Source organism: Pseudonocardia kongjuensis (assembly GCF_039526905.1).
GTDB lineage: Bacteria > Actinomycetota > Actinomycetes > Mycobacteriales > Pseudonocardiaceae > Pseudonocardia > Pseudonocardia kongjuensis.
Genome location: NZ_BAAAJK010000001.1, coordinates 439,940 through 459,573 on the forward strand (window position 1 = coordinate 439,940; position 19,634 = coordinate 459,573).

The 19,634-nt window shown below is 74.3% G+C and carries 17 protein-coding genes; 14 read left to right on the plus strand and 3 right to left on the minus strand.

What is annotated here, in order from left to right; all coding sequences use genetic code 11:
- The first annotated feature begins 191 nt into the window (after nucleotides 1-191).
- From ABD160_RS02015 to ABD160_RS02025, 3 genes are all read left to right on the plus strand, one after another.
- A complete protein-coding gene (locus ABD160_RS02015; RefSeq protein WP_344017819.1) occupies nucleotides 192-2,150 on the plus strand; it encodes a DUF222 domain-containing protein in 1,959 nt (652 codons plus the stop codon).
- A gap of 147 nt (nucleotides 2,151-2,297) precedes the next feature.
- On the plus strand, nucleotides 2,298-2,918 hold the full coding sequence (locus tag ABD160_RS02020; protein WP_344017821.1) for a nitroreductase/quinone reductase family protein: 621 nt from the start codon (nucleotides 2,298-2,300) through the stop codon (nucleotides 2,916-2,918).
- A gap of 7 nt (nucleotides 2,919-2,925) precedes the next feature.
- Nucleotides 2,926-4,194, plus strand: coding sequence for an AbrB family transcriptional regulator (locus ABD160_RS02025; protein WP_344017822.1), 1,269 nt, complete (start codon nucleotides 2,926-2,928; stop codon nucleotides 4,192-4,194).
- A gap of 100 nt (nucleotides 4,195-4,294) precedes the next feature.
- On the opposite strand, the gene ABD160_RS02030 is transcribed toward ABD160_RS02025, so the two are convergent.
- On the minus strand, nucleotides 4,295-5,188 hold the full coding sequence (locus ABD160_RS02030; protein ID WP_344017823.1) for a TroA family protein: 894 nt from the start codon (nucleotides 5,186-5,188) through the stop codon (nucleotides 4,295-4,297).
- Between the two features lie 82 nt (nucleotides 5,189-5,270).
- Between ABD160_RS02030 and ABD160_RS02035 the strand changes: the two genes are divergently transcribed.
- Nucleotides 5,271-7,019 carry a phosphoglucomutase gene (locus ABD160_RS02035; protein ID WP_344017824.1) on the plus strand — a complete coding sequence of 583 codons (1,749 nt, stop codon included), beginning with the start codon at nucleotides 5,271-5,273 and terminating at the stop codon, nucleotides 7,017-7,019.
- A 15-nt stretch (nucleotides 7,020-7,034) separates the two neighbouring features.
- On the plus strand, nucleotides 7,035-7,781 hold the full coding sequence (gene ppgK, locus ABD160_RS02040; protein ID WP_344017825.1) for a polyphosphate--glucose phosphotransferase: 747 nt from the start codon (nucleotides 7,035-7,037) through the stop codon (nucleotides 7,779-7,781).
- 9 nt (nucleotides 7,782-7,790) lie between these two features.
- On the opposite strand, the gene ABD160_RS02045 is transcribed toward ppgK, so the two are convergent.
- A complete protein-coding gene (locus ABD160_RS02045; RefSeq protein ID WP_344017826.1) occupies nucleotides 7,791-8,333 on the minus strand; it encodes a dihydrofolate reductase family protein in 543 nt (180 codons plus the stop codon).
- Between the two features lie 124 nt (nucleotides 8,334-8,457).
- The gene (locus tag ABD160_RS02050; RefSeq protein WP_344017827.1) at nucleotides 8,458-9,909 is read right to left on the minus strand and encodes a mannitol dehydrogenase family protein; all 1,452 of its coding nucleotides are present in this window, start codon (nucleotides 9,907-9,909) and stop codon (nucleotides 8,458-8,460) included.
- Between the two features lie 188 nt (nucleotides 9,910-10,097).
- Between ABD160_RS02050 and ABD160_RS02055 the strand changes: the two genes are divergently transcribed.
- From ABD160_RS02055 to ABD160_RS02095, 9 genes are read left to right on the plus strand one after another with little or no spacing between them, the layout of a single operon-like run.
- Nucleotides 10,098-11,063 carry a TetR/AcrR family transcriptional regulator gene (locus tag ABD160_RS02055; RefSeq protein WP_344017828.1) on the plus strand — a complete coding sequence of 322 codons (966 nt, stop codon included), beginning with the start codon at nucleotides 10,098-10,100 and terminating at the stop codon, nucleotides 11,061-11,063.
- On the plus strand, nucleotides 11,060-11,953 hold the full coding sequence (locus ABD160_RS02060) for a beta-keto acid cleavage family enzyme (protein ID WP_344017829.1): 894 nt from the start codon (nucleotides 11,060-11,062) through the stop codon (nucleotides 11,951-11,953). Before ABD160_RS02055 ends, ABD160_RS02060 begins: the two co-directional genes overlap by 4 nt.
- A complete protein-coding gene (locus ABD160_RS02065) occupies nucleotides 11,946-12,920 on the plus strand; it encodes a 3-hydroxyacyl-CoA dehydrogenase NAD-binding domain-containing protein (RefSeq protein WP_344017830.1) in 975 nt (324 codons plus the stop codon). Before ABD160_RS02060 ends, ABD160_RS02065 begins: the two co-directional genes overlap by 8 nt.
- Complete coding sequence (locus ABD160_RS02070; protein WP_344017831.1) at nucleotides 12,913-13,425, plus strand: thioesterase family protein; 513 nt, start codon at nucleotides 12,913-12,915, stop codon at nucleotides 13,423-13,425. Before ABD160_RS02065 ends, ABD160_RS02070 begins: the two co-directional genes overlap by 8 nt.
- 56 nt (nucleotides 13,426-13,481) lie before the next feature.
- Entirely contained in the window at nucleotides 13,482-15,032 is a 1,551-nt protein-coding gene (locus ABD160_RS02075; protein WP_344017832.1) for an ABC transporter substrate-binding protein, read from the plus strand.
- The gene (locus tag ABD160_RS02080) at nucleotides 15,029-16,000 is read left to right on the plus strand and encodes an ABC transporter permease (protein WP_425563565.1); all 972 of its coding nucleotides are present in this window, start codon (nucleotides 15,029-15,031) and stop codon (nucleotides 15,998-16,000) included. The genes ABD160_RS02075 and ABD160_RS02080 overlap by 4 nt, the downstream gene beginning before the upstream one ends.
- The gene (locus ABD160_RS02085) at nucleotides 15,997-16,866 is read left to right on the plus strand and encodes an ABC transporter permease (protein ID WP_344017833.1); all 870 of its coding nucleotides are present in this window, start codon (nucleotides 15,997-15,999) and stop codon (nucleotides 16,864-16,866) included. The genes ABD160_RS02080 and ABD160_RS02085 overlap by 4 nt, the downstream gene beginning before the upstream one ends.
- A complete protein-coding gene (locus ABD160_RS02090) occupies nucleotides 16,863-18,488 on the plus strand; it encodes an ATP-binding cassette domain-containing protein (protein ID WP_344017835.1) in 1,626 nt (541 codons plus the stop codon). The genes ABD160_RS02085 and ABD160_RS02090 overlap by 4 nt, the downstream gene beginning before the upstream one ends.
- Entirely contained in the window at nucleotides 18,485-19,627 is a 1,143-nt protein-coding gene (locus ABD160_RS02095) for a serine hydrolase domain-containing protein (RefSeq protein WP_344017836.1), read from the plus strand. The genes ABD160_RS02090 and ABD160_RS02095 overlap by 4 nt, the downstream gene beginning before the upstream one ends.
- The last annotated feature ends 7 nt before the right edge of the window (nucleotides 19,628-19,634 follow it).

Sequence of the window (19,634 nt, forward strand, 5' to 3'; positions counted from 1 at the left end):
CGGCCAACCACGTGATGGTCGCGCAGCTGCCTCCACCGTGGAGCCGGCACCGGCAGGGGCAGGGGCCGGCCGGACCGAGGCCGGGCCCTCGCCGCCGTGGTCGCGAGCCGGCGCAGAAACTCGTTCACCATTGCAAACGATCATGGTCGGACGCTCGCGAGCACGACCCGGACCACCCTAGAATCGAATGCATGTTCGATCTCACGGACCCGACAGAGGTGGTACTCGACCGCCCACACTGGGCCGATCGCGAACCTCCCGACATCGAGCCAGAGTTCGATTCCGAGTTCGACCCAGAGTTCGACCCCGAGTTCGACCCAGAGTTCGGCCCCCAGTTCGAAGCCGAGGCCGACCCAGAGTTCGGACCCGGGGCCGATCCGGACCTCGCCGCCCACCAGCCGGCATCCGGCATCCCGGTCATCGATCCCGGCGACCCACCCGGGTCCCGCCTGGCTCTGCACATCGAGTACGCCGCCGCCGTGGCCGGCCAGCTCACCGACACCCAGCTGCTCGAAGTCGTCGCCGCGACCGCCCGCCACCGCAGCTGGCTCGCCGCCCTCGAGCACCGCATGATCGCCGCCTACGCCGACCGCCACCCCCGCGACAGCCACGCCACCCGCCCCTGCGCCGCCACAGCCACCCCCGTCGAACAGTGGGTGCCCGACGAACTCGGCCTCGTCCTGGCCATCAGCCGCGAACGCGCCCGCGGCATCATCGCCGATGCCCAACGCCTCACCCACGTCCTGCCCGCCACCCTCGACGCCCTCCAGACCGGGCTGCTCGACCAGAGCAAGGTCGACACCGTGCTCCGCGCCACCGACGTCCTCGACGACGACCAGGCCCACCAGGTCGAAACCATCGTGCTCGCCCGAGCCGCCGGAGCCACCCGCCGCCAGATCTACGACCGGCTCCGCCGCGCCGTGGCCAGGATCGACCCGGACGGCGCCGAACGCCGCCACCAACGATCCCTGGCCGACCGCCGGATCGGCCTGTCCAACGGCGAGGACGCCATGGCCACCCTCTGGCTCACCAGCTCCGCCCACGACACCCAGGCCTCCTGGCGCTCGCTCGATCGCCTCGCCCGCTCACTGGGCACCGACGACCCACGCACCCTCGAACAACGCCGCGTCGACCTCGCCCACCAACTCCTCCAAGGCACCCTCACCACCACCGACCTCGGCCAGGTCCACGCCGCCGTCGACAGCGTCCTCACCGCCGCCCGCACCTCTCTCGCCACTGCCGACACCTCCCCGGCCGGCACCTCCGTCGCCGACACATCCACCGCCGGCTGCGCTCTCTCCACCGCCCGCACCTCCCTCGCCACTGCCGACACCTCCGCCGCAGTTGCCGCCGGCACCACCACAGGCGCCGCAGCTGTCGTCGCCCCCGCCGCTGCGCCCGCCACACCCATCGCTCCCACCGCGGCGGCCGGCGACATCCCCACCGCCGGCACCCAGGTCGCACCCGAGGTGCTCGCCGAGGCCGTCATCCAGGCCCTGGCCCGGAAGCCCGATCCCAACAGCACCATCGGCCGCACCCCGCTGATCCAGGTGGTGGTCGCCCTCGACACCCTCATCGGCACCACCGACCGCCCCGCCGAACTCGCCGGTCACGGCCCGATCCCCGCCACGACGGCCCGTGCGCTCGCCGCCGGCGGCGTCTGGCAGCAACTCGTCACTCATCCCGCCACCGGCCGCATCCACAACGTCGGACGCACCCGCTACTCCCCGCCCGCCGCGATGGCCGACCACGTCCGCGCCCGGGACGGCCACTGCCGCGGCCCCGCCTGCGACCGCCCCATCCGCGACCTGGACCATCACATCCCCTGGGCACACGGCGGCCAGACCAGCACCGACAACCTGCACGGCTACTGCCGTGGCTGCCACACCCTCAAGGACCGGCCCGGCTGGCAGGTCCTCACCCACCCCGACGGCTCCGTCGAATGGATCAGTCCGCACGGCTGGACCAGCACATCCCAACCGCGCGACTACCGGGACCTCACCGATCCGTATCCGGCCCCCGACGTCGTCACCGCCTCCCTGCAGACGCCTCCGGCACCCACGTGTCCCGGCCGGGACCGGACGCCTGACGGCTCCACCGGATCGACCGTCCCCGGGTACGACGCGAGCGAGGATCCCGCGCCGTTCTGACCACCCGGACGGGACACACGACCTCGAACACCCGCCACAGCGGTCCGCCACCGGAAGCCACCGGCGGCACCGCCGATTCGATGACACACTGGACTGCGTACGCCGTACTGAGCTATTCCTCGACCGGCACCGACTCATGGAGGCCCCATGGACCGCACGTCCGATCCCCGCTCCCGGATCCGTGCCCCGCGCGAGCTCAAGGAGATGAACGACGAGCTCCTCGCCCAGCGCGAGGCCGGGACGCTCGGGTTCGCGCTCCCGGTGCTGACCGTGCCCGGACGACGGAGCGGCCGCCCCCGCCGGACGCCGTTGACCGTGTACGAGCGCGACGACGCCCGCTTCGTGGTGGGCGGGTTCCCGGCCGCCGACTGGATCGCGAACCTCCGAGCAGCGGGCGGCCGCGCGACCCTCAGCAGCGGGGCCTCGATGGCCACCGAGGACGTCGTCCTCACCGAGCTGCCGATCGACGAGGCCCGCCCGATCCTCGCGGCGTGGCCGGAGGTGACCCCGGACGGAGTCGAGATCATGGTTGCGAGCGGCATCGCAGCAGCACCGACCCCGAGGCGCTGGCGGACCTCGCCGGTACCTGCCCGGTCTTCCGGGTCGATCCCGGCTGAGCAGGCAGGAGCAAACCCTCCCACCCGAGCACGCCGGGACGCCGGGACGCCCGATCCCCGCCAGGTCGTTCGCTCACCGCAACGATCGTGGCCGGTCTCACCGTTGCACGCGGCACGGCGCGGGACCGTGCCGCATACGCTCGGTCCGTGATCGTGCGGTGACGGCGCTCCGGCGCCTGCGGAACGTCCCCTGGTGGCGGTGGCTGCTGCTCGCCGCCCTCACCGTGCTCGGCACGATCGGTCTCGGCGCCCTCGGCGTGCCCTCCCCCGCGCTGTTCGCCGGGCTGCTGGTCGCCACCGTGCTGGCCCTGTCCGGGCTCGGCCCGAGCCGGGTCGCGCGGCCGCTGACCGCGGGCGCGCAGGCGGTGATCGGCGTCGTCATCGGGCTGCTCGCCCGGCCCGACACGCTCGCCGCGATCGCCTCGAACTGGCTGCCGGTCCTGCTGATCAGCCTGGGGACACTCCTGGTCAGCATGGCCGCCGGCCTGCTCATGGGCCTGCAGCGCGGCGTCACCCCGCTCACCGGGATGCTCGCGCAGACGGCGGGTGGTGCCTCCGGGCTGGTCGCGATCAGCCGCGAGCTGGGCGGCGACGAACGCATGGTCGCCGTCATCCAGTACCTGCGGGTCGGCCTGGTGACGGCCACCATGCCGGTGGTCGCCGTCGCGCTCTACGGAGCGCAGCACGCCGCACCCGGCGCCGAACCGGACCCGGCCACGTCCGGGGCGCCGTGGTGGATCGGGCTCGGGGTGCTGGCGGTGTGCGTCGCCGTCGGCGTCCCGCTCGCCCGGCTCGCCCGGGTGCCGGCCGGCGCGCTGCTCGGCCCGATGGTGGTGGCGCTGGTGATCAGCCTCGCCGGGTTCTCGTTCGACGCGTCGGTGCCGCTGCCCATCGTCGACCTCGCCTACGCGCTGATCGGCTGGCAGGCCGGGCTGCGGTTCACCCGCCGGGCGCTCGCCACCGTGGCCCGGGTGCTCCCGCTGGCCACCGTACTGATCCTGGCCGTGGTCGCCCTGTGTGCCGGGCTCGGTCTGGTGCTGTCGCACTTCACCGGCATGACGCTGCTGGAGGGCTATCTCGCCACGACGCCCGGCGGGGTGTACGCGGTGCTGGCGACCGCGATCTCGTCCGGTGTCGACGTCACGTCGGTGGTCGCCGTCCAGGTGCTGCGGGTGGTGCTGATGCTGCTCGTCGCGCCGTGGATCGCCCGGTTCGTCGGCCGGTGGCTCGGGCCCGGCAGCCGGGCCGACGACGATGAGCCCGAGCCGGCCGGGCCTGCGGGGCCGGCAGGGCGGGCCGGGCCGGCAGCACAGGCAGGCCCGACCAGGGCCGGGACGGGCGGGGAGACCGGACCGGCGGGGCACGCCGAACCGGCGGGGCACGCCGAACCGGCGGACACCCCGGGCAGGGAGCGCCGCGGCAGGTAGGCCCGACCGCTCCGGTCCGACCTCGCCGACCCGGCCCGACCCCGGCGACCCGACCCCGCCGGTGCCGGACGTCCGCACGAGCGGCCGGCGCAGGCCCCGTTCAGCGGACCCGGGCGATCCGTCCCGCCGGCGGCTCCGGCACCGCACCCGGGTGCAGTGCGGCGGCGATCGCCTCGATCCCGTCCACCAGCCGCGGCCCGGCCCGCACCACGTACGACGCCGAGTCCAGCGCGTACACCGGGACCCGGGCCGGGAGCCGGTCCAGCACCGCGCGGGCCTGGGCCTGCGCACCCTGCTCCCCCGCCAGCCCGAATCCGCAGGGCGCGACCAGCACGACGTCGACCGGGCCGGGCAGCGCGTCCCATCCGGTCGCGACGCTGCGGCCACCGGCGATCGCGCCGACCGCCGTCCCGCCGGCCGCGGTCACCAGGTCCGGCACCCAGTGTCCGGGCAGGAACGGCGGGTCCGTCCATTCCAGCACCAGCACCCGTGGCGCCGGCCGGTCGTGCACCGCCGCGGCGACCGCGTCCAGTCGGGCGGTCAGCTCCCCGACCAGGGTGGCGGCCACCTCCGGCACCCCGGCCGCCGTCCCGACGGCGGTGATCACGTCCAGCACGTCGGGCAGCCGGTGCGGGTCCAGCGACAGTACCTGCGCGCGGGTCCCGATCGCCGCCTGCGCCTGCGCGACCGAGGATCCCGGCAGCGCGCACACCGCGCACAGGTCCTGGGTCAGGATCAGATCGGGATCGGCGGCGGCCAGCGTCGCCCGGTCCAGGTCGTAGAGCGGCAGCCCGGCCGCCGCCCGCTCGCGGACCACCGCGTCGATCTCGGCGGGCGTCCCGGACGCGGGCAGCGCCGTGTCGACCACCACCGGCACCCGGTCCCGCACCCCCACCGGGTCGTCGCACTCGAAGGTCACCCCGACCAGCCGGCCGGCCAGGCCGAGCCGCCCGGCGATCTCGGTACCGGCCGGCAGCAACGAGGCGATCCGCACGGACGAGAGCGTAGGTGCTGCCGACATCCCCGCCCATGCGGCAGGGTGGGCGGCGACCGCACTCCGGAAGGACAGGACATCCATGACCGTGCACGAGCGCGCCGGCACCCCGGCCCGCCCCGAGGACCTGGTGGACGTGCCCGCGCTGCTCGCGGCGTACCGGGACGTCCACCCGGACCCCAAGGTCGACCTCCAGCGGGTCGCGTTCGGCACCTCCGGCCACCGCGGGTCGGCGTTCACGGCCACCTTCAACGACGACCACATCGCCGCCACCAGCCAGGCGATCGTCGAGTACCGGGCGGCCCAGGGCATCGACGGGCCGCTGTTCCTGGGCCGGGACTCGCACGCGCTGTCCGAGCCGGCCTGGCGCACCGCGGCCGAGGTGTTCACCGCGAACGGCGTCGAGCTGGTCGTCGACTCCCGGGACGGCCTCACCCCGACCCCGGCGCTGTCGCACGCCATCCTGGTCGCCAACGCGGGAGCGGGTCGGCTCGCCGGCAGTGCCGGAACTGGTCGGCTCGCCGACGGTGCCGGAACTGGTCGGCTCGCCGACGGTGCCGGAACTGGTCGGCTCGCCGACGGTGTGATCGTCACCCCCTCGCACAATCCGCCCGCCGACGGCGGCTTCAAGTACAACCCGCCGGACGGCGGCCCGGCCGGCACCGACGCGACCAGCTGGATCGCGGAGCGGGCCAACGAGCTGCTCGAGGCCGGCCTGTCCGGGGTGCGCCGCACCGCGACGATCGATCCGGGCCGCTACGACTTCCTCGGCGAGTACGTCGCCCAGCTCGACCAGGTCCTCGACATGGACGCGATCCGGGACGCCGGCGTGACGATCGGGGCGGACCCGCTCGGCGGCGCCTCGGTCGACTACTGGGGCGCCATCGCCGAGCGCTACCGGCTGGACCTGACCGTGGTCAACCCGGACGTCGACCCGACGTTCGGGTTCATGCCGCTGGACTGGGACGGCAAGATCCGGATGGACTGCTCGTCGCCGTACGCGATGGCGTCACTGCGGAAACGTATGGAAGCCGGCAGTGCCGATGCGCGTTCCGCTGACGCTCCACGCACTGCCCCCTTCCGGATCGCCACCGGGAACGACGCCGACGCCGACCGGCACGGCATCGTCACCGCCGACGGCGGCCTGATGAACCCCAACCACTACCTGGCCGTCGCGATCGGCTACCTCTTCGCGCACCGCCCCGGCTGGCCGGCCGCCGCCGGGATCGGCAAGACCGCCGTCAGCTCGTCGATGATCGACCGGGTGGCCGCCGATCTCGGCCGCACGCTGGTCGAGGTGCCGGTCGGGTTCAAGTGGTTCGTGCCCGGCCTGCGCTCCGGGGAGATCGGCTTCGGCGGCGAGGAGAGCGCCGGCGCGTCGTTCCTGCGCCGGGACGGCTCCCCGTGGACCACCGACAAGGACGGCCTGCTGCTCGCCCTGCTCGCCGCCGAGATCACCGCGACCACCGGCCGCACCCCCAGCGAGCACTACCGCGACCTCACCGCCCGGTTCGGCGAGCCCGCCTACGCCCGCACCGACGTGGCCTGCACGCGCGCGGAGAAGGCGGCGCTGGGCCGGCTCGACGCGGACGCGGTCACCGCCACCGAGCTCGCCGGTGACCCGATCACCGCGAAGCTCACCCGGGCCCCCGGCAACGACGCCCCGATCGGCGGCCTCAAGGTCGTCACCGGGTCCGGCTGGTTCGCCGCCCGCCCGTCGGGCACCGAGGACGTCTACAAGGTCTACGCCGAGAGCTTCCGCGGGCCCGACCACCTGGCTCAGATCCAGGAACAGGCCCGCGACGTGGTGTCGGCCGCGCTGGCCGGCTGAGGGAGGATCGCCGACGTGAGCAAGAAGCACGAACACGGGTTCGGGATCGACATCGGCGGCTCCGGCATCAAGGGCGCCCCGGTGGACCTGGCGACCGGCAGGCTCGCCGGCGAGCGGGTCCGCATCCCCACCCCGCAACCGTCCACCCCGGAGGCGGTCGCCGCGACCGTCGCCGAGATCCTCGACGACTTCGGCTGGAAGGGGTCGTTCGGCTGCACCTTCCCCGCCGTCGTCCAGCACGGCGTCACCCGCACCGCCGCCAACGTCGACGACTCCTGGGTCGACTGCGACGCCGCCTCGGTGCTGCGCAAGGTCACCGGCCGGGACACGGTGCTGGTCAACGACGCCGACGCGGCCGGCGTCGCCGAGGTCGAGTTCGGCGCGGCCGGGGCGAAGTCCGGCGTGGTGCTGCTCGCGACGCTCGGCACCGGGATCGGCACGGCGGTGATCGCACACGGCCGTCTGGTGCCGAACACCGAGCTGGGCCACGTCGAGCTGGACGGGTACGACGCCGAGACCCGCGCCGCCGACTCCGCCCGCGAGCGCGACGGGCTCGGCTGGGAGGAGTGGGGCGAGCGGTTGACCCGCTACTTCCGGCACGTGGAGAACCTGCTGTGGCCGGACCTGATCGTCGTCGGCGGCGGGGTCAGCAAGAAGTTCGACAAGTGGTCGCCGTACGTGTCGACGCGGACCCCGATGGTCCCGGCGAAGCTGCTCAACGAGGCCGGGATCATCGGGGCGGCGCTGCTGGCGCACCGCTGAGCCGGGGCGTCACACCGGCGGGCCGTAGGTCATCCGGACCACGCCGTTGTCGTACGGCTCGGTCTCGATCAGCCGCAGCGGCACCTGCGGCCCGTCGGTGAACAGCTTCAGGCCCGATCCCAGCGCCACCGGGTAGACGAACAGGTTGAGCGTGTCGACCAGGCCGTCGGCGAGCAGCGCGCGGACCAGCGTGACGCTGCCGCTGACGTAGATGCCGCCGTCGACCGAGTCCTTCAGGTCCTGGATGCGCTTCGGGTCGTACGGCCCGAGCACGGTGGAGTTCTCCCACGCCAGCGGGTCGTCCAGGGTGGACGTCACGACGTGCTTCGGCGATCCGTTGAAGAACGCGCCGCCGGACTCGACGTCGTGCCCGCGCGCCGACCACGCCGGGTGGAACGCCTCGTAGGTGGTGCGGCCCAGCAGGATCGCCTGGTCGCAGAGCTTCCCGATGGCGTTGCCCATCGCCTCGGTGAAGCCGTACCCGGCGGTCCAGGACGGATCCTCGACGACGCCGTCCAGGCTGATGAACTCGTGCACGTCGATGGTTCCCATGGCGGTCTCCTGTCTGCGGCGGGCTTCCCCGGTGCTGACCGGCGGACCACCCGGAACTCATCGGCGCGGCCGCGGACCCACCGGCCCGGCGGCGGACCCACCGGCCCGGCCGCGGGCCCACCGCTCAGCCGAGATCGGCGACCGTCGCCGCGGCGCCGCGGGCGTACAGCGACTCCAGCGCGGTCCGGAACGCGGAGGAGAACCGCTCGTCGTCGGCCAGGTCGCCGAAGACCGCCCGGTGCCGCAGGAACGACAGCGGCTCGTCCCGCTCGCGCAGGGCAAGCGCGGTCAGCTCCGCGGCGAGCCGGTCCTGCTGCTCGATCGGCGTGCCCTGCTCGTCGGCCCCCTCGGCGTAACGGCACCATCCGGCGACGACGGCGGCGGCCCGCTGCACCGGGCCGCCCGCGGCGAGCTGCTCGCGCACCACCGGCAGCAGGAAGATCGAGATCCGGTCCGAGCTGCCGTAGTTGATCCGCATCAGGGTGTCGGCGACGCCGGCGTTGGCGAACCGCTCGATCAGCGTGTCCTTGTAGCCGTCGAGATCGATCCCCGGGACCGGGCGCAGGGTCGGGGTGGCCTCGTCGTCCATGTAGCCGCGCAGGAACGACGCGAACACCGGGTCCTGCGCGACCTCGTGCACGTACCGGTGGCCGGCCAGGTAGCCGAGGTAGCCGAGCGCCTGGTGGGTCGCGTTGAGCAGCCGCAGCTTCATGAACTCGTAGGGCACGACGTCGTCGACGAGCTGCACGCCGACCCGCTCGAAGTCCGGGCGGCCGGCGGCGAAGTCGTCCTCCAGCACCCACTGGGTGAACGGCTCGCAGACCACCGGCCAGCCGTCGCGCAGGCCGAAGCGGTCGGCGAGCGCCGCGCGGTCGGAGTCCGCGGTGGCCGGGGTGATCCGGTCGACCATCGAGTTCGGGAAGCTCACCCGGTCGGCGACCCAGGCGCCCAGCTCGGGATCGCGCAGCTGCGCGACGCCGGTGAACACCCGGCGCGCGGCGTCGCCGTTGCCCTGCATGTTGTCGCAGCTCATGATCGTGAGCGGGCCGGTGCCGCGGTCCCGGCGGCGGGCCAGCGCCTCCACCACCAGGCCGAACGCGCTCGACCCGTCCCGGACGCCGGGGAACTCGGGATCGAACTCGCCGGTCTTCTGGTCGATCGCGTAGCCGCCCTCGGTGATCGTCAGCGACACGATCCGGGTGTCGGCGTGCGCGATCCGCTCGATCACCGCCTCCGGGTCGTCCGGCGCGAACAGGTAGTCGACCAGCGAGCCGACGACGCGCGGCGCGAGCGACCCGTCCGGCTCCTTGCGGACCAGGGTGTACAGCCCGTCCTGGGCGGCCAGCACGTCGCGCATCCGGGCGTCGCCGGGCAGCACCCCGACCCCGCAGATCCCCCAGTCCCGGGCCTCCCCGGCGATCAGCAGCGAGTCGACGTACATGGCGAGGTGCGCGCGGTGGAACCCACCCACTCCGATGTGCACGATGCCGGTGCGGATGCCGGTCCGGTCGTAGCCGGGGACGTCCACCCCCGGCACGCCCTCGTTCCAGATCGCGGCCTCGTCCAGCGAGCGCATGGCTCCCTCTCCCCCGGGTCGACTCCGTACCGACGCGCGACCCTACCGGTGATCGCGACACCGGCCACCCGGTCCGGGAGCGCAAGCTGACCGGTGCGCCGGACAGGTCCCCGCAAGGGGCCTGTACGCAGCGCGGTCGATGATCAAACGTTGCGAAATACGCAAGTCTGGCACTACCGTGCTCCGCGATGACCGATCCCCGCTCCGTTCCCGCCGTGGCCGCACGGGTGCGTGAGCTGCTGGACCGGGACGGGTGGACGCAGCGCCGATTCGCGGCCGCGATCGGGCTGGACGAGACCAAGCTGTCGAAGTCGCTGGCCGGCCGCCGCCGGTTCGCCGCGGCCGAGCTGGTCGCGATCGCCGACGTCACCGGGGAGACGGTGAACCGGCTGCTGCACGGCCGCGACGACGCGCGCACGCACACCGCGGTGCCGGGCGGCGCCGCAGCCACGGTCGTCTCCACAGGCTCCACAGGCTCCACAGTCGCCGCAGCATCCGCGGCCTCCGGCGGCAGGCCGGACGGCACGGACGCCGGGACGCAGGGCGCCCGGCGGACCCGGCGCCGGATCCTGGACGCGGCCTGGCGGCTGATCGCCGACCACGGCTACCACCGGGTGCGGACGGCCGACGTGGCCCGCGAGTGCGGCACCAGCCCGGCGGCCATCCACTACCACTTCCCCACCCGCTCCCAGCTGCTGGACGAGGCGCTGCGGCACAACGTGAAGCTCGCGTTCGACCGGCAGGTCGCCGAGCTGGACGAGATCACCGACCCGCACCGGCGGCTGCTGCGGCTGATCGACCTGCAGCTGCCGCAGGGCGAGCTGCTGCGCCGCGAGTGGTCGATCTGGATCCAGGTGTGGGCGGAGTCGGCGATCGACCCGGCGCGCCGGGAGCTCTACTGGGACTCCTACGACCGCTGGTACCGCAGCGTGCTGATGACGCTGCAGGACGGCGCGTCCACCGGCGTGTTCGTCGCCGGCCGGGCCGAACCGCTGGCCCACCAGCTCACCGCGCTGATCGACGGCCTCGGCATCCAGGTCATGGCGGGCACCCCCGGCACCGGGGCCGCCGAGATGCGCGCGGTGCTGCACGACTTCATCGACCGGGCCGTGCTCGCGGCGCCGGAGGACACCCACCGGACGGAGACCGGATGAACCGTGACGTCATCATCACCTGCGCGGTGACCGGGGCCGGGGACACCGTGGGCCGCAGCCCGCACGTCCCCGTGACCCCGGCCGCGATCGCCGCCGACGCGATCGCGGCCGCCCGCGCGGGCGCCGCCGTCGTGCACATCCACGTGCGCGATCCCGAGACCGGCGACCCGTCCCGGGCCGTCGAGCTGTACCGCGACACGGTGACCCGGATCCGGGACGCCGGCGTCGACGTCGTGCTGAACCTGACCGCCGGCATGGGCGGTGACCTGGTGATCGACGCCGAGGACCCGCTCAAGCCGGTGGACGGCACCGACCTGGTCAACGCGCTCGAGCGGCTCCCGCACGTGGAGGAGCTGCTGCCCGACATCTGCACGCTCGACTGCGGCTCGCTGAACTTCGGCGAGGGCAACCAGCTCTACGTGTCCACCCCGGACATGCTGCGCACCGGCGCCAAGCGGGTGCAGGAGCTCGGCGTGAAGCCGGAGCTGGAGATCTTCGACACCGGCCAGCTGTGGTTCGCGTCCACGATGGTCGCCGAGGGCCTGATCGACGCGCCGCCGCTGTTCCAGCTGTGCATGGGCATCCCGTACGGCGCCCCCGCCGATCCGGGCGTACTCGCCGCGATGGTGAACCTGCTGCCGCCCGGCTCGAACTTCGCGTCCTTCTCGATCGGCCGCGACCAGCTGCCCTGGGTGGCGCAGTCGATGCTGCACGGCGGGCACGTCCGGGTCGGGCTGGAGGACAACCTCTATCTCGCCCGCGGGGTGAAGGCGACCAACGAGCAGCTGACCGAGCGGGCCGTCGAGATCGTGCAGAACCTCGGCGGGACGGTCGCGACGCCGGACCAGGCCCGCGAGAGCCTGGGACTGAAGGAGCGGGCCGGTGTCTGAGCGCCCGGTGAGCGGCATCCGCACCGTCGCCTGCATCGGCGCCGGGGTGATCGGCGGCGGCTGGGCCGCCTACTTCCTGGCCCGCGGGCTGCGGGTGCGCGCCTGGGACCCGGCGCCGGACGCCGGCGACCGGCTGCGCCGCACCATCGACGCCGCCTGGCCCGCGCTGACCGAGCTGGGCCTGGCGCCCGGCGCCGACCCGCACGCGCTGGAGCTGTTCCCGACCGCCGCCGAGGCCGTCGCGGGTGCCGACTTCGTGCAGGAGAGCGCCCCGGAGGACCTCACCCTGAAGCGGGCGCTGCTGGCCGAGCTGGCCGCCGCGGCCGGGCCGGACGTCGTCGTCGCCTCGTCGACCTCGGGTTTCCCGATGTCGGACATGGCGACCGAGGCCGCCGACCCGGGCCGGCTGGTCGTCGGGCACCCGTTCAACCCGCCCTACCTGATCCCGCTGGTCGAGGTGGTCGGCGGGAACGCGACCGAGCCCTGGGCGAGCGCGCGGGCGGCGGAGTTCTACCGGCACATCGGCAAGTCGGTGATCGAGATGGACCGGGAGCTGCCCGGCTTCATCGCGAACCGGCTGCAGGAGGCGATCTGGCGGGAGGCGCTGCACATGGTCGCCGAGGGCGAGGCCACCCCGGAGGAGATCGACCGTTCGATCACCGACGGGCCCGGCCTGCGCTGGCCGGTGCACGGCCCCTGCCTGACCTTCCACCTGGCCGGCGGCGAGGGCGGCATGGCGCACATGCTCGACCACTTCGGACCGTCGCTGAAGGCCCCGTGGACCCGGCTGGACGCCCCCGAGCTCACCTCCGCGCTGCGCGACGACATGGTGGCGGGTGCGCAGGTCAGCGCCGGTGGACGGCCGATGGCCGAGCTGGTCGCCGAGCGGGACCGGGCGGTCATCGCCGTCCGGCGCGCGGTCGAGGCGGCCCGCGCGGCCGGGGCGGCCGGGGGCGACCGTGGCTGAGCCGGCGGAGCCGCTGGTGCACACCGACACCGTGCGCCCGGAGTGGATCGACTACAACGGGCACCTCTCCGAGCCGTACTACGTGCTGGTGTTCGGCGACGCGACGACCGCGCTGATGGAGCGGACCGGGATGGACGCGGCCTACCGGGCGGCGACCGGCTGCTCGCTGTACACGGTGGAGGCGCACGTCCGGTACCTGGCCGAGATCGGTCCGGACGCGCCGCTGACCGTGCGCACCCGGGTGCTCGGCCGGGACGCCAAGCGGCTGCGGCTCTGGCACGAGCTGTACGTGGACCCGGCCGGCGCGCCCTCGGCGACCGAGGAGCTGATGTGCCTGCACGTCGGCCCGGACGGGACGCTGCCGTTCCCGGACCCGGTCGCCGCGGCACTGGACGCGCTCACCGGGGACGGGCCGCAGCCCACGCACGCCGGACGCGCGATCGCCCCGGTCGGCCCGGCCGGTGCCGAACCCGACGGGACGGTGGTGCGCCGGCCCCCGACCTGAGCCCGCGACCGCGGCCCCGGGGCAGGACTCCGGGGCCTTGCCCGGAGGAGAAGTTCATGATCAGCCCGACAGCGGCGCCGTTCTCGCGGCGCCGCCTGCTCGCCGGCGCGGCCGGCCTGGGGGCGGTGGCACTGCTCGCAGGCTGCGGCGGTCCCGCCGCGGCCCGGGACGCCGGGCCACCCCGCCGCGGCGGGGTCCTGCGGGTGGGGGTGACCGGCGGCGGAGCGTCGGACACCCTCGACCCGCACAGCCCGGCCACCAACCCGGACATCGCCCGCACGCTGAGCCTCTACGAGCCGCTGCTGCACTGGGACGACGCGTACACCCTGCAGCCGGCCGTCGCCGAGGCGGTCCGCCCCGAGCCGGGGGCGCGCGCCTGGACCGCGACGATCCGGGCCGGCATCACCTTCCACGACGGTCGTCCGGTCACCCCGGACGACGTCGTCGCCACCTTCCGCCGGATCACCGACCCGGACGACCCGAAGTCCGGGGCGTCCCAGCTCGGGGTGCTGGACGACATCGTCGTCGCGGGCGAGCGGGAGGTCCGGTTCGTGCTGAGCGAGCCGTCGCCGGTGTTCGACCAGTACCTCGGCGAGTACTCGTGCGGCATCGTGCCCGCGGACTTCGACGTGACGCGGCCGGTCGGGACGGGGGCGTTCCGGTTCGAGTCGTTCAGCCCGGGCCAGCAGAGCGCGTTCGTCCGGCACGACGGCTACTGGCGTCCGGACCAGCCCTGGGTGGACCGGCTGGAGCTGATCAACTTCTCCGAGGACGACGCGCGGATCAACGCGCTGCTGTCCGGCCAGGTCGACGCGATCGACCAGGTGCCGCTGTCGCTGACCGAGGTCGTCGGGTCCTACGAGTCGATCCGGCTGCTCACCTCGGGGACCGGGGCGTGGCTGCCGATCACGATGCGGGTCGACGTCGAGCCGTTCGACGACGTCAGGGTGCGGCAGGCGCTGCGCCTGGTCGCCGGCCGCGAGCAGATGGTGAACCAGGTGCTGTCCGGCCTGGGCGCCCCCGCGGTCGACCTGTACGCCCGGTTCGACCCGGAGTACCTGGACCCGCAGCGCGAGCAGGACCTGGAGCGGGCGCGCGAGCTGCTCTCCGCGGCCGGGCGGCCGAACCTGTCGCTGGAGCTGGTGACCTCGCCGATCCAGGCCGGCACCGTCGAGGCCGCGCAGGTGTACGCGACGCAGGCCCGCGCGGCCGGCGTCGAGATCGGGCTGCGCCGGGTGGACACCTCCACCTTCTTCTCCGACCAGTACCTGCAGTGGGAGTTCGCGCAGAGCTTCTGGAACACCCGCAACTACATCCCGCAGGCGTCCCAGTCGTCGATGCCGGACGCGCCGTTCAACGAGACCCACTGGGACGACGCCGAGTACCAGGCCGTCATCCGGCGGGCCCGGTCCGAGGTGGACCCGAACCTGCGGGCGCAGCTGGTGCGCCGGGCCCAGCAGATCGAGTTCGACCGCGGCGGCTACCTCATCTGGGGCTTCCCGGACCGGGTGGACGCGCACCAGGGCTACGTCGGCGGGCTGGTCCCGAACCGCACCGGCCTGTCGCTGTCCGGATACGAGTTCCGGAAGGCGTGGGTGGCCGCATGAGCCTGCTGACGAAGATGATCGTGAAGCGGCTCCTGGTGAGCGTGCTGGTGCTGCTCGTCGTGTCGCTGCTGATCTTCGCCGCGACGCTGCTGCTGCCCGGCGACCCGGCCCGGGCGATCCTCGGCCAGCAGGCGACCCCGGAGCGGGTGGCGGCGCTGACCGAGCAGCTCGGCCTCGACCGGCCGGCCTGGGAGCGGTACCTGTCCTGGCTCGGCGGTGTGCTCACCGGCGATCTCGGCTTCTCCGCCGCCACCCAGGGCCCGGTGTCCGAGCTGCTCGGCGGCCGGATCGCCGCCTCGGCGCTGCTGCTGGTGCTGACCGCGCTGATCAGCACCCCGGTCGCGCTGGCGCTCGGCGCCTGGGCGGCGACCCGCCGCGGCACCCGGACCGACTCGGTGCTCTCCGGCTCCAGCCTGGTGCTGGCCGCGCTGCCCGAGTTCGTGATCGGTGTCCTGCTGGTCGTCCTGTTCGCCACGTCGGTGCTGCAGATCCTGCCGTCGGTGACGATCGCGCGGCCCGGGGAGCCGGTGTGGGCGCGGCCCGAGCAGCTGGTGCTGCCGGTGCTCACCCTCGCCCTGGTGGTGATCCCGTACGTGGTGCGGATGACCCGGGCGACGCTGTCCGAGGCGCTGGACGCCGGGTTCGTCGAGATGGCCCGGCTCAAGGGCCTGCCGGAGCGCACGGTGCTCGTCCGGCACGCCGTCCCGCACACCATCGGGCCGGTCGCGCAGGTGATCGCGCTGCAGCTCGCCTGGCTGGCCGGCGGCGTCGTCGTCGTCGAGTTCCTGTTCCGCTACCCCGGGATCGGGCAGGCGCTGATCGACGCCGTCGCGAACCGCGACGTCCAGGTGGTGCAGGCGATCACGCTCATCATCGCCGCGTTCTACGTGCTGGTGAACCTCGCCGCGGACGTGGCCGGGATCCTGGCCGATCCGCGGATCCGTCACGCGTCGGGAGGTGGCGCATGAGTGCCCCCGCTGTTCCTGCAGGACTGCTGCGGCGCACGTTCCGCCGCCGCCAGGCCCGGATCGGGGCGGTGCTGACGCTGGTCGTCGTGGCGGTGGCGCTGCTCGGCCCGCTGCTCGGCCCGCTGCTCACCGGCTACGGGGTGGACGACTTCGCCGGCCGGCCGTTCCAGTCCGACGGGGTCGCCGGCACCGACGATCTCGGCCGCGACGTGCTCACCCGGTTCCTCGCCGGTGGCGGGCCGGTGCTGCTCTACGCGCTCGCCGCGACCGCGATCGGCATCGTCGGCGGCGCGATCGCCGGGATGCTCGCCGGGTACTCCGCCGGTGACCGCAGCAGCCGGCTGGACGCGCTGATCATGCGCGGCGGCGACGTGCTGCTGTCGTTCCCGCAGCTGGTGCTGGCGCTGCTGGCGGTGGCCGTGCTCGGCTCGTCGGGCTGGCTGCTGGTGCTGGTCATCGGGATCACGCACATCCCCCGGGTGGCCCGCGTCGCCCGGCAGGCGACGCTGTCGGTCGCCGGGCAGGACTACGTGCTGGCCGCCCGGATGTACGGCGTGCCGCGGCGGCGGATCCTGGCCACCGAGGTGCTGCCGAACATCACCGGGCCGCTGATGGTCGAGCTCGGCCTGCGGCTGACGTACTCGATCGGCTACGTCGCGTCGCTGTCGTTCCTCGGGCTCGGGGTGCAGCCGCCCGCGTCGGACTGGGGCCTGCAGATCAACGAGAACCGGATCGCACTGATCGTCACGCCGTGGGGGGTGCTGCTGCCGGTGCTCGCGATCGCGGTGCTGACCGTCGGCACGAACATGATCACCGACGCGCTGGCCAAGGAGTCGGCCGACACGACCGGGGAGGCCGCATCATGACCGGGAACGACGCGAGCGGACCGGGCGGCACGGCCACGGCCACCGCGACGATCGCCTGCAGCGGGCTGCGGGTCGGGACCACCGGCGGCCGGGAGGTGCTGCACGGGGTGGACTACGCCGTCGCACCCGGCGAGATCCTCGCCCTGGTCGGCGAGTCCGGATCGGGCAAGACGACCGCGGCGCTCGCCGCGCTCGGCCACTTCCGCACCGGGCTGGTGCACACCGGCGGGACCATCCGCTTCGACGGCCACACCGAGTCGCACGACGACCTGCTCACGGTGCCGCCGGCCACGATCCGCGGGATCCGCGGGCGGCTGGTCAGCTACGTGCCGCAGGACCCGGCGCTGTCGCTGAACCCGCTGCTGCGGATCGGCACCCAGGTGGCGGAGGTGCTGGAGGCGCACGGCTACGACGGCGACGTCGGTGCCCGGGTGCAGGAGGTGCTGACCGACGTCGGACTGGACTGCGACGACGCGTTCCTCGGCCGCTACCCGCACCAGCTCTCCGGCGGGCAGCAGCAGCGGGTCGGGATCGCGGCCGCGTTCGCGAACCGGCCGGACGTCGTCGTGCTCGACGAGCCGACCACCGGTCTCGACGTGACCACCCAGGACCTGGTGCTGGACACCGTCCGCGAGCTGGTCACCCGGTCCCGGACGGCGGCGCTGTACATCACCCACGATCTGGCCGTCGTCGCCGGGCTGGCCGACCGGGTGTCCGTGATGCAGGCCGGTGAGGTGGTGGAGACGGGGACGGTGCGCCAGGTGCTCACCGCACCCGAGCACCCGTACACCCAGAGCCTGATCGCGGCGGTGCCCGATCTGGACCGGATCGTCGAGCGGGACGCGGCGCCGTCCGGTGCGGACGCGGGCGCCCCGCTGCTGCAGGTGACCGGCGCCGGGAAGAGCTACGGGCCCAGGACCGTGCTCGACGGCATCGACCTGGAGCTGTGGCCCGGCGAGTGCCTGATGCTGCTCGGCGAGTCCGGCTCCGGGAAGACGACCCTGGCCCGCGGGCTGGCCGGGCTGCTCGATCTCGACACCGGATCGCTGACCCTGCGCGGCGAGCCGCTGGCGACCCCGCGCAGCTACGCGCAGCTGCGCAGCGTGCAGTACGTGTTCCAGAGCCCGTTCGCCTCGCTGAACCCGCGGCGCACGGTCGCCAGCTCGCTGGAGGTGCCGCTGCGGCACCTGACCGATCTCGACGCCGACGCCCGCCGGGCCCGGGTGCTGGACATGCTCGGCCAGGTCCGGCTGGACGACACGTTCGCCGGGCGCTACCCGGGCGGGCTGTCCGGCGGCGAGCGGCAGCGGGCGGCGATCGCCAGGGCCCTGGTCACCGCGCCGGACGTGCTGGTGTGCGACGAGGTCACCTCGGCGCTCGACGTGTCGGTGCAGGCGGCGATCGTGGACCTGCTCGCGACGGTGCGCCGCGAGCTGGGCACGGCGATGCTGTTCGTGACGCACAACATCGCGCTGGCCCGGCAGGTCGCGGACCGGATCGCGGTGCTGCAGGGCGGCCGGATCGTGGAGCAGGGCACCGTGGAGGACGTGCTGGCGGACCCGCAGCACGCCTACACCCGGCAGCTGCTGGAGCACACGCCGTCGATGGCCGCCGTGCGGTGAGCGGGGATCCGGCGGCCGCGCGGTCCGCGCCGCGCGGCCCGGTCGCGCCCGGGTTCTCCGCGGTCGCGGACGCGTTCGCCGACGTGCTGGCCGGCGCGCGCGGCGGCGCGGCGTTCTCGGTGGTCCGGGACGGGGTGCCGCTGGTCGAGCTGCACGGCGGGCTCGCCGACCCGGTGACCGGGCGGCCGTGGACCCGGGACACGGTGGCGGTGCTGTTCTCCGGCACCAAGGGGCTGGCCGCGACGGCCTGCGCGGCGCTCGCCGACCGGCTCGACCCGGACGCGCCGGTGGTCCGGTACTGGCCGGAGTTCGCGGCCGGCGGCAAGGCGACCGCGACCGTCGCCCAGGTGCTCGCGCACACCGTCGGGCTGCCCTACGTCGATCCGGAGCCGCCGGCCGCCGACGCGCTCGACGACCGGGCCTGCGCCGTCGCGCTGGCCCGCCAGACACCGCTGTGGGAGCCCGGCAGCCGGGTCGCCTATCACGCGCTGACCTGGGGGAACCTGGTCGCCGAGCTGCTGCGCCGGGCGACCGGCGGCGCCGATCCGCGGGTCGTGCTGGAGGAGGTCGTCGGCCGGGTGCCGGGTGCCCGGGTGTTCCTGGCGACCGCGCCGCCGGAGCCCGCCCGGATCGTCCGGGCGCCCGGCTACCGGATCTCGACGTTCCTCGACGATCCGCGGCGCCGGCGGGTCGTCGAGCGGATGTACCGGGTGCTGCTCGACGACGCCGACGCCGTCAACTCCCCCGGCTGGTACCGCTCGGGTGCGCTGGCCGGTGCGGCGGTGGCCGGCGCGCCCGCGATGGCCCGGGCCTACGCGGCGCTGACCGATCCGGCGCGGTCACCGGTCCGGCCGGCCGCGCTGGCCCGTGCGGTGCGCACGCACGCGACCGGCACCGACGCGGTGAACGACCGGCCGCTGCGGTTCGGGCTCGGCTTCGAGCTCGCCGACCGGCTCGGCACGTTCGGCCCCGAGCCGGTCGCGTTCGGGCACAGCGGCGCGGGCGGCGGGCGGCACGGCGCCTGGCCCGAGCGGCGGATCGGCTTCTCGTTCCTGACCAACGAGATGCGCGCCGAGGACGTCGACGACCGGGCCGACCGGCTGCTCGGGGCGCTGCACGGCTGCCTGCGAGCGGCGTGACCCGCGG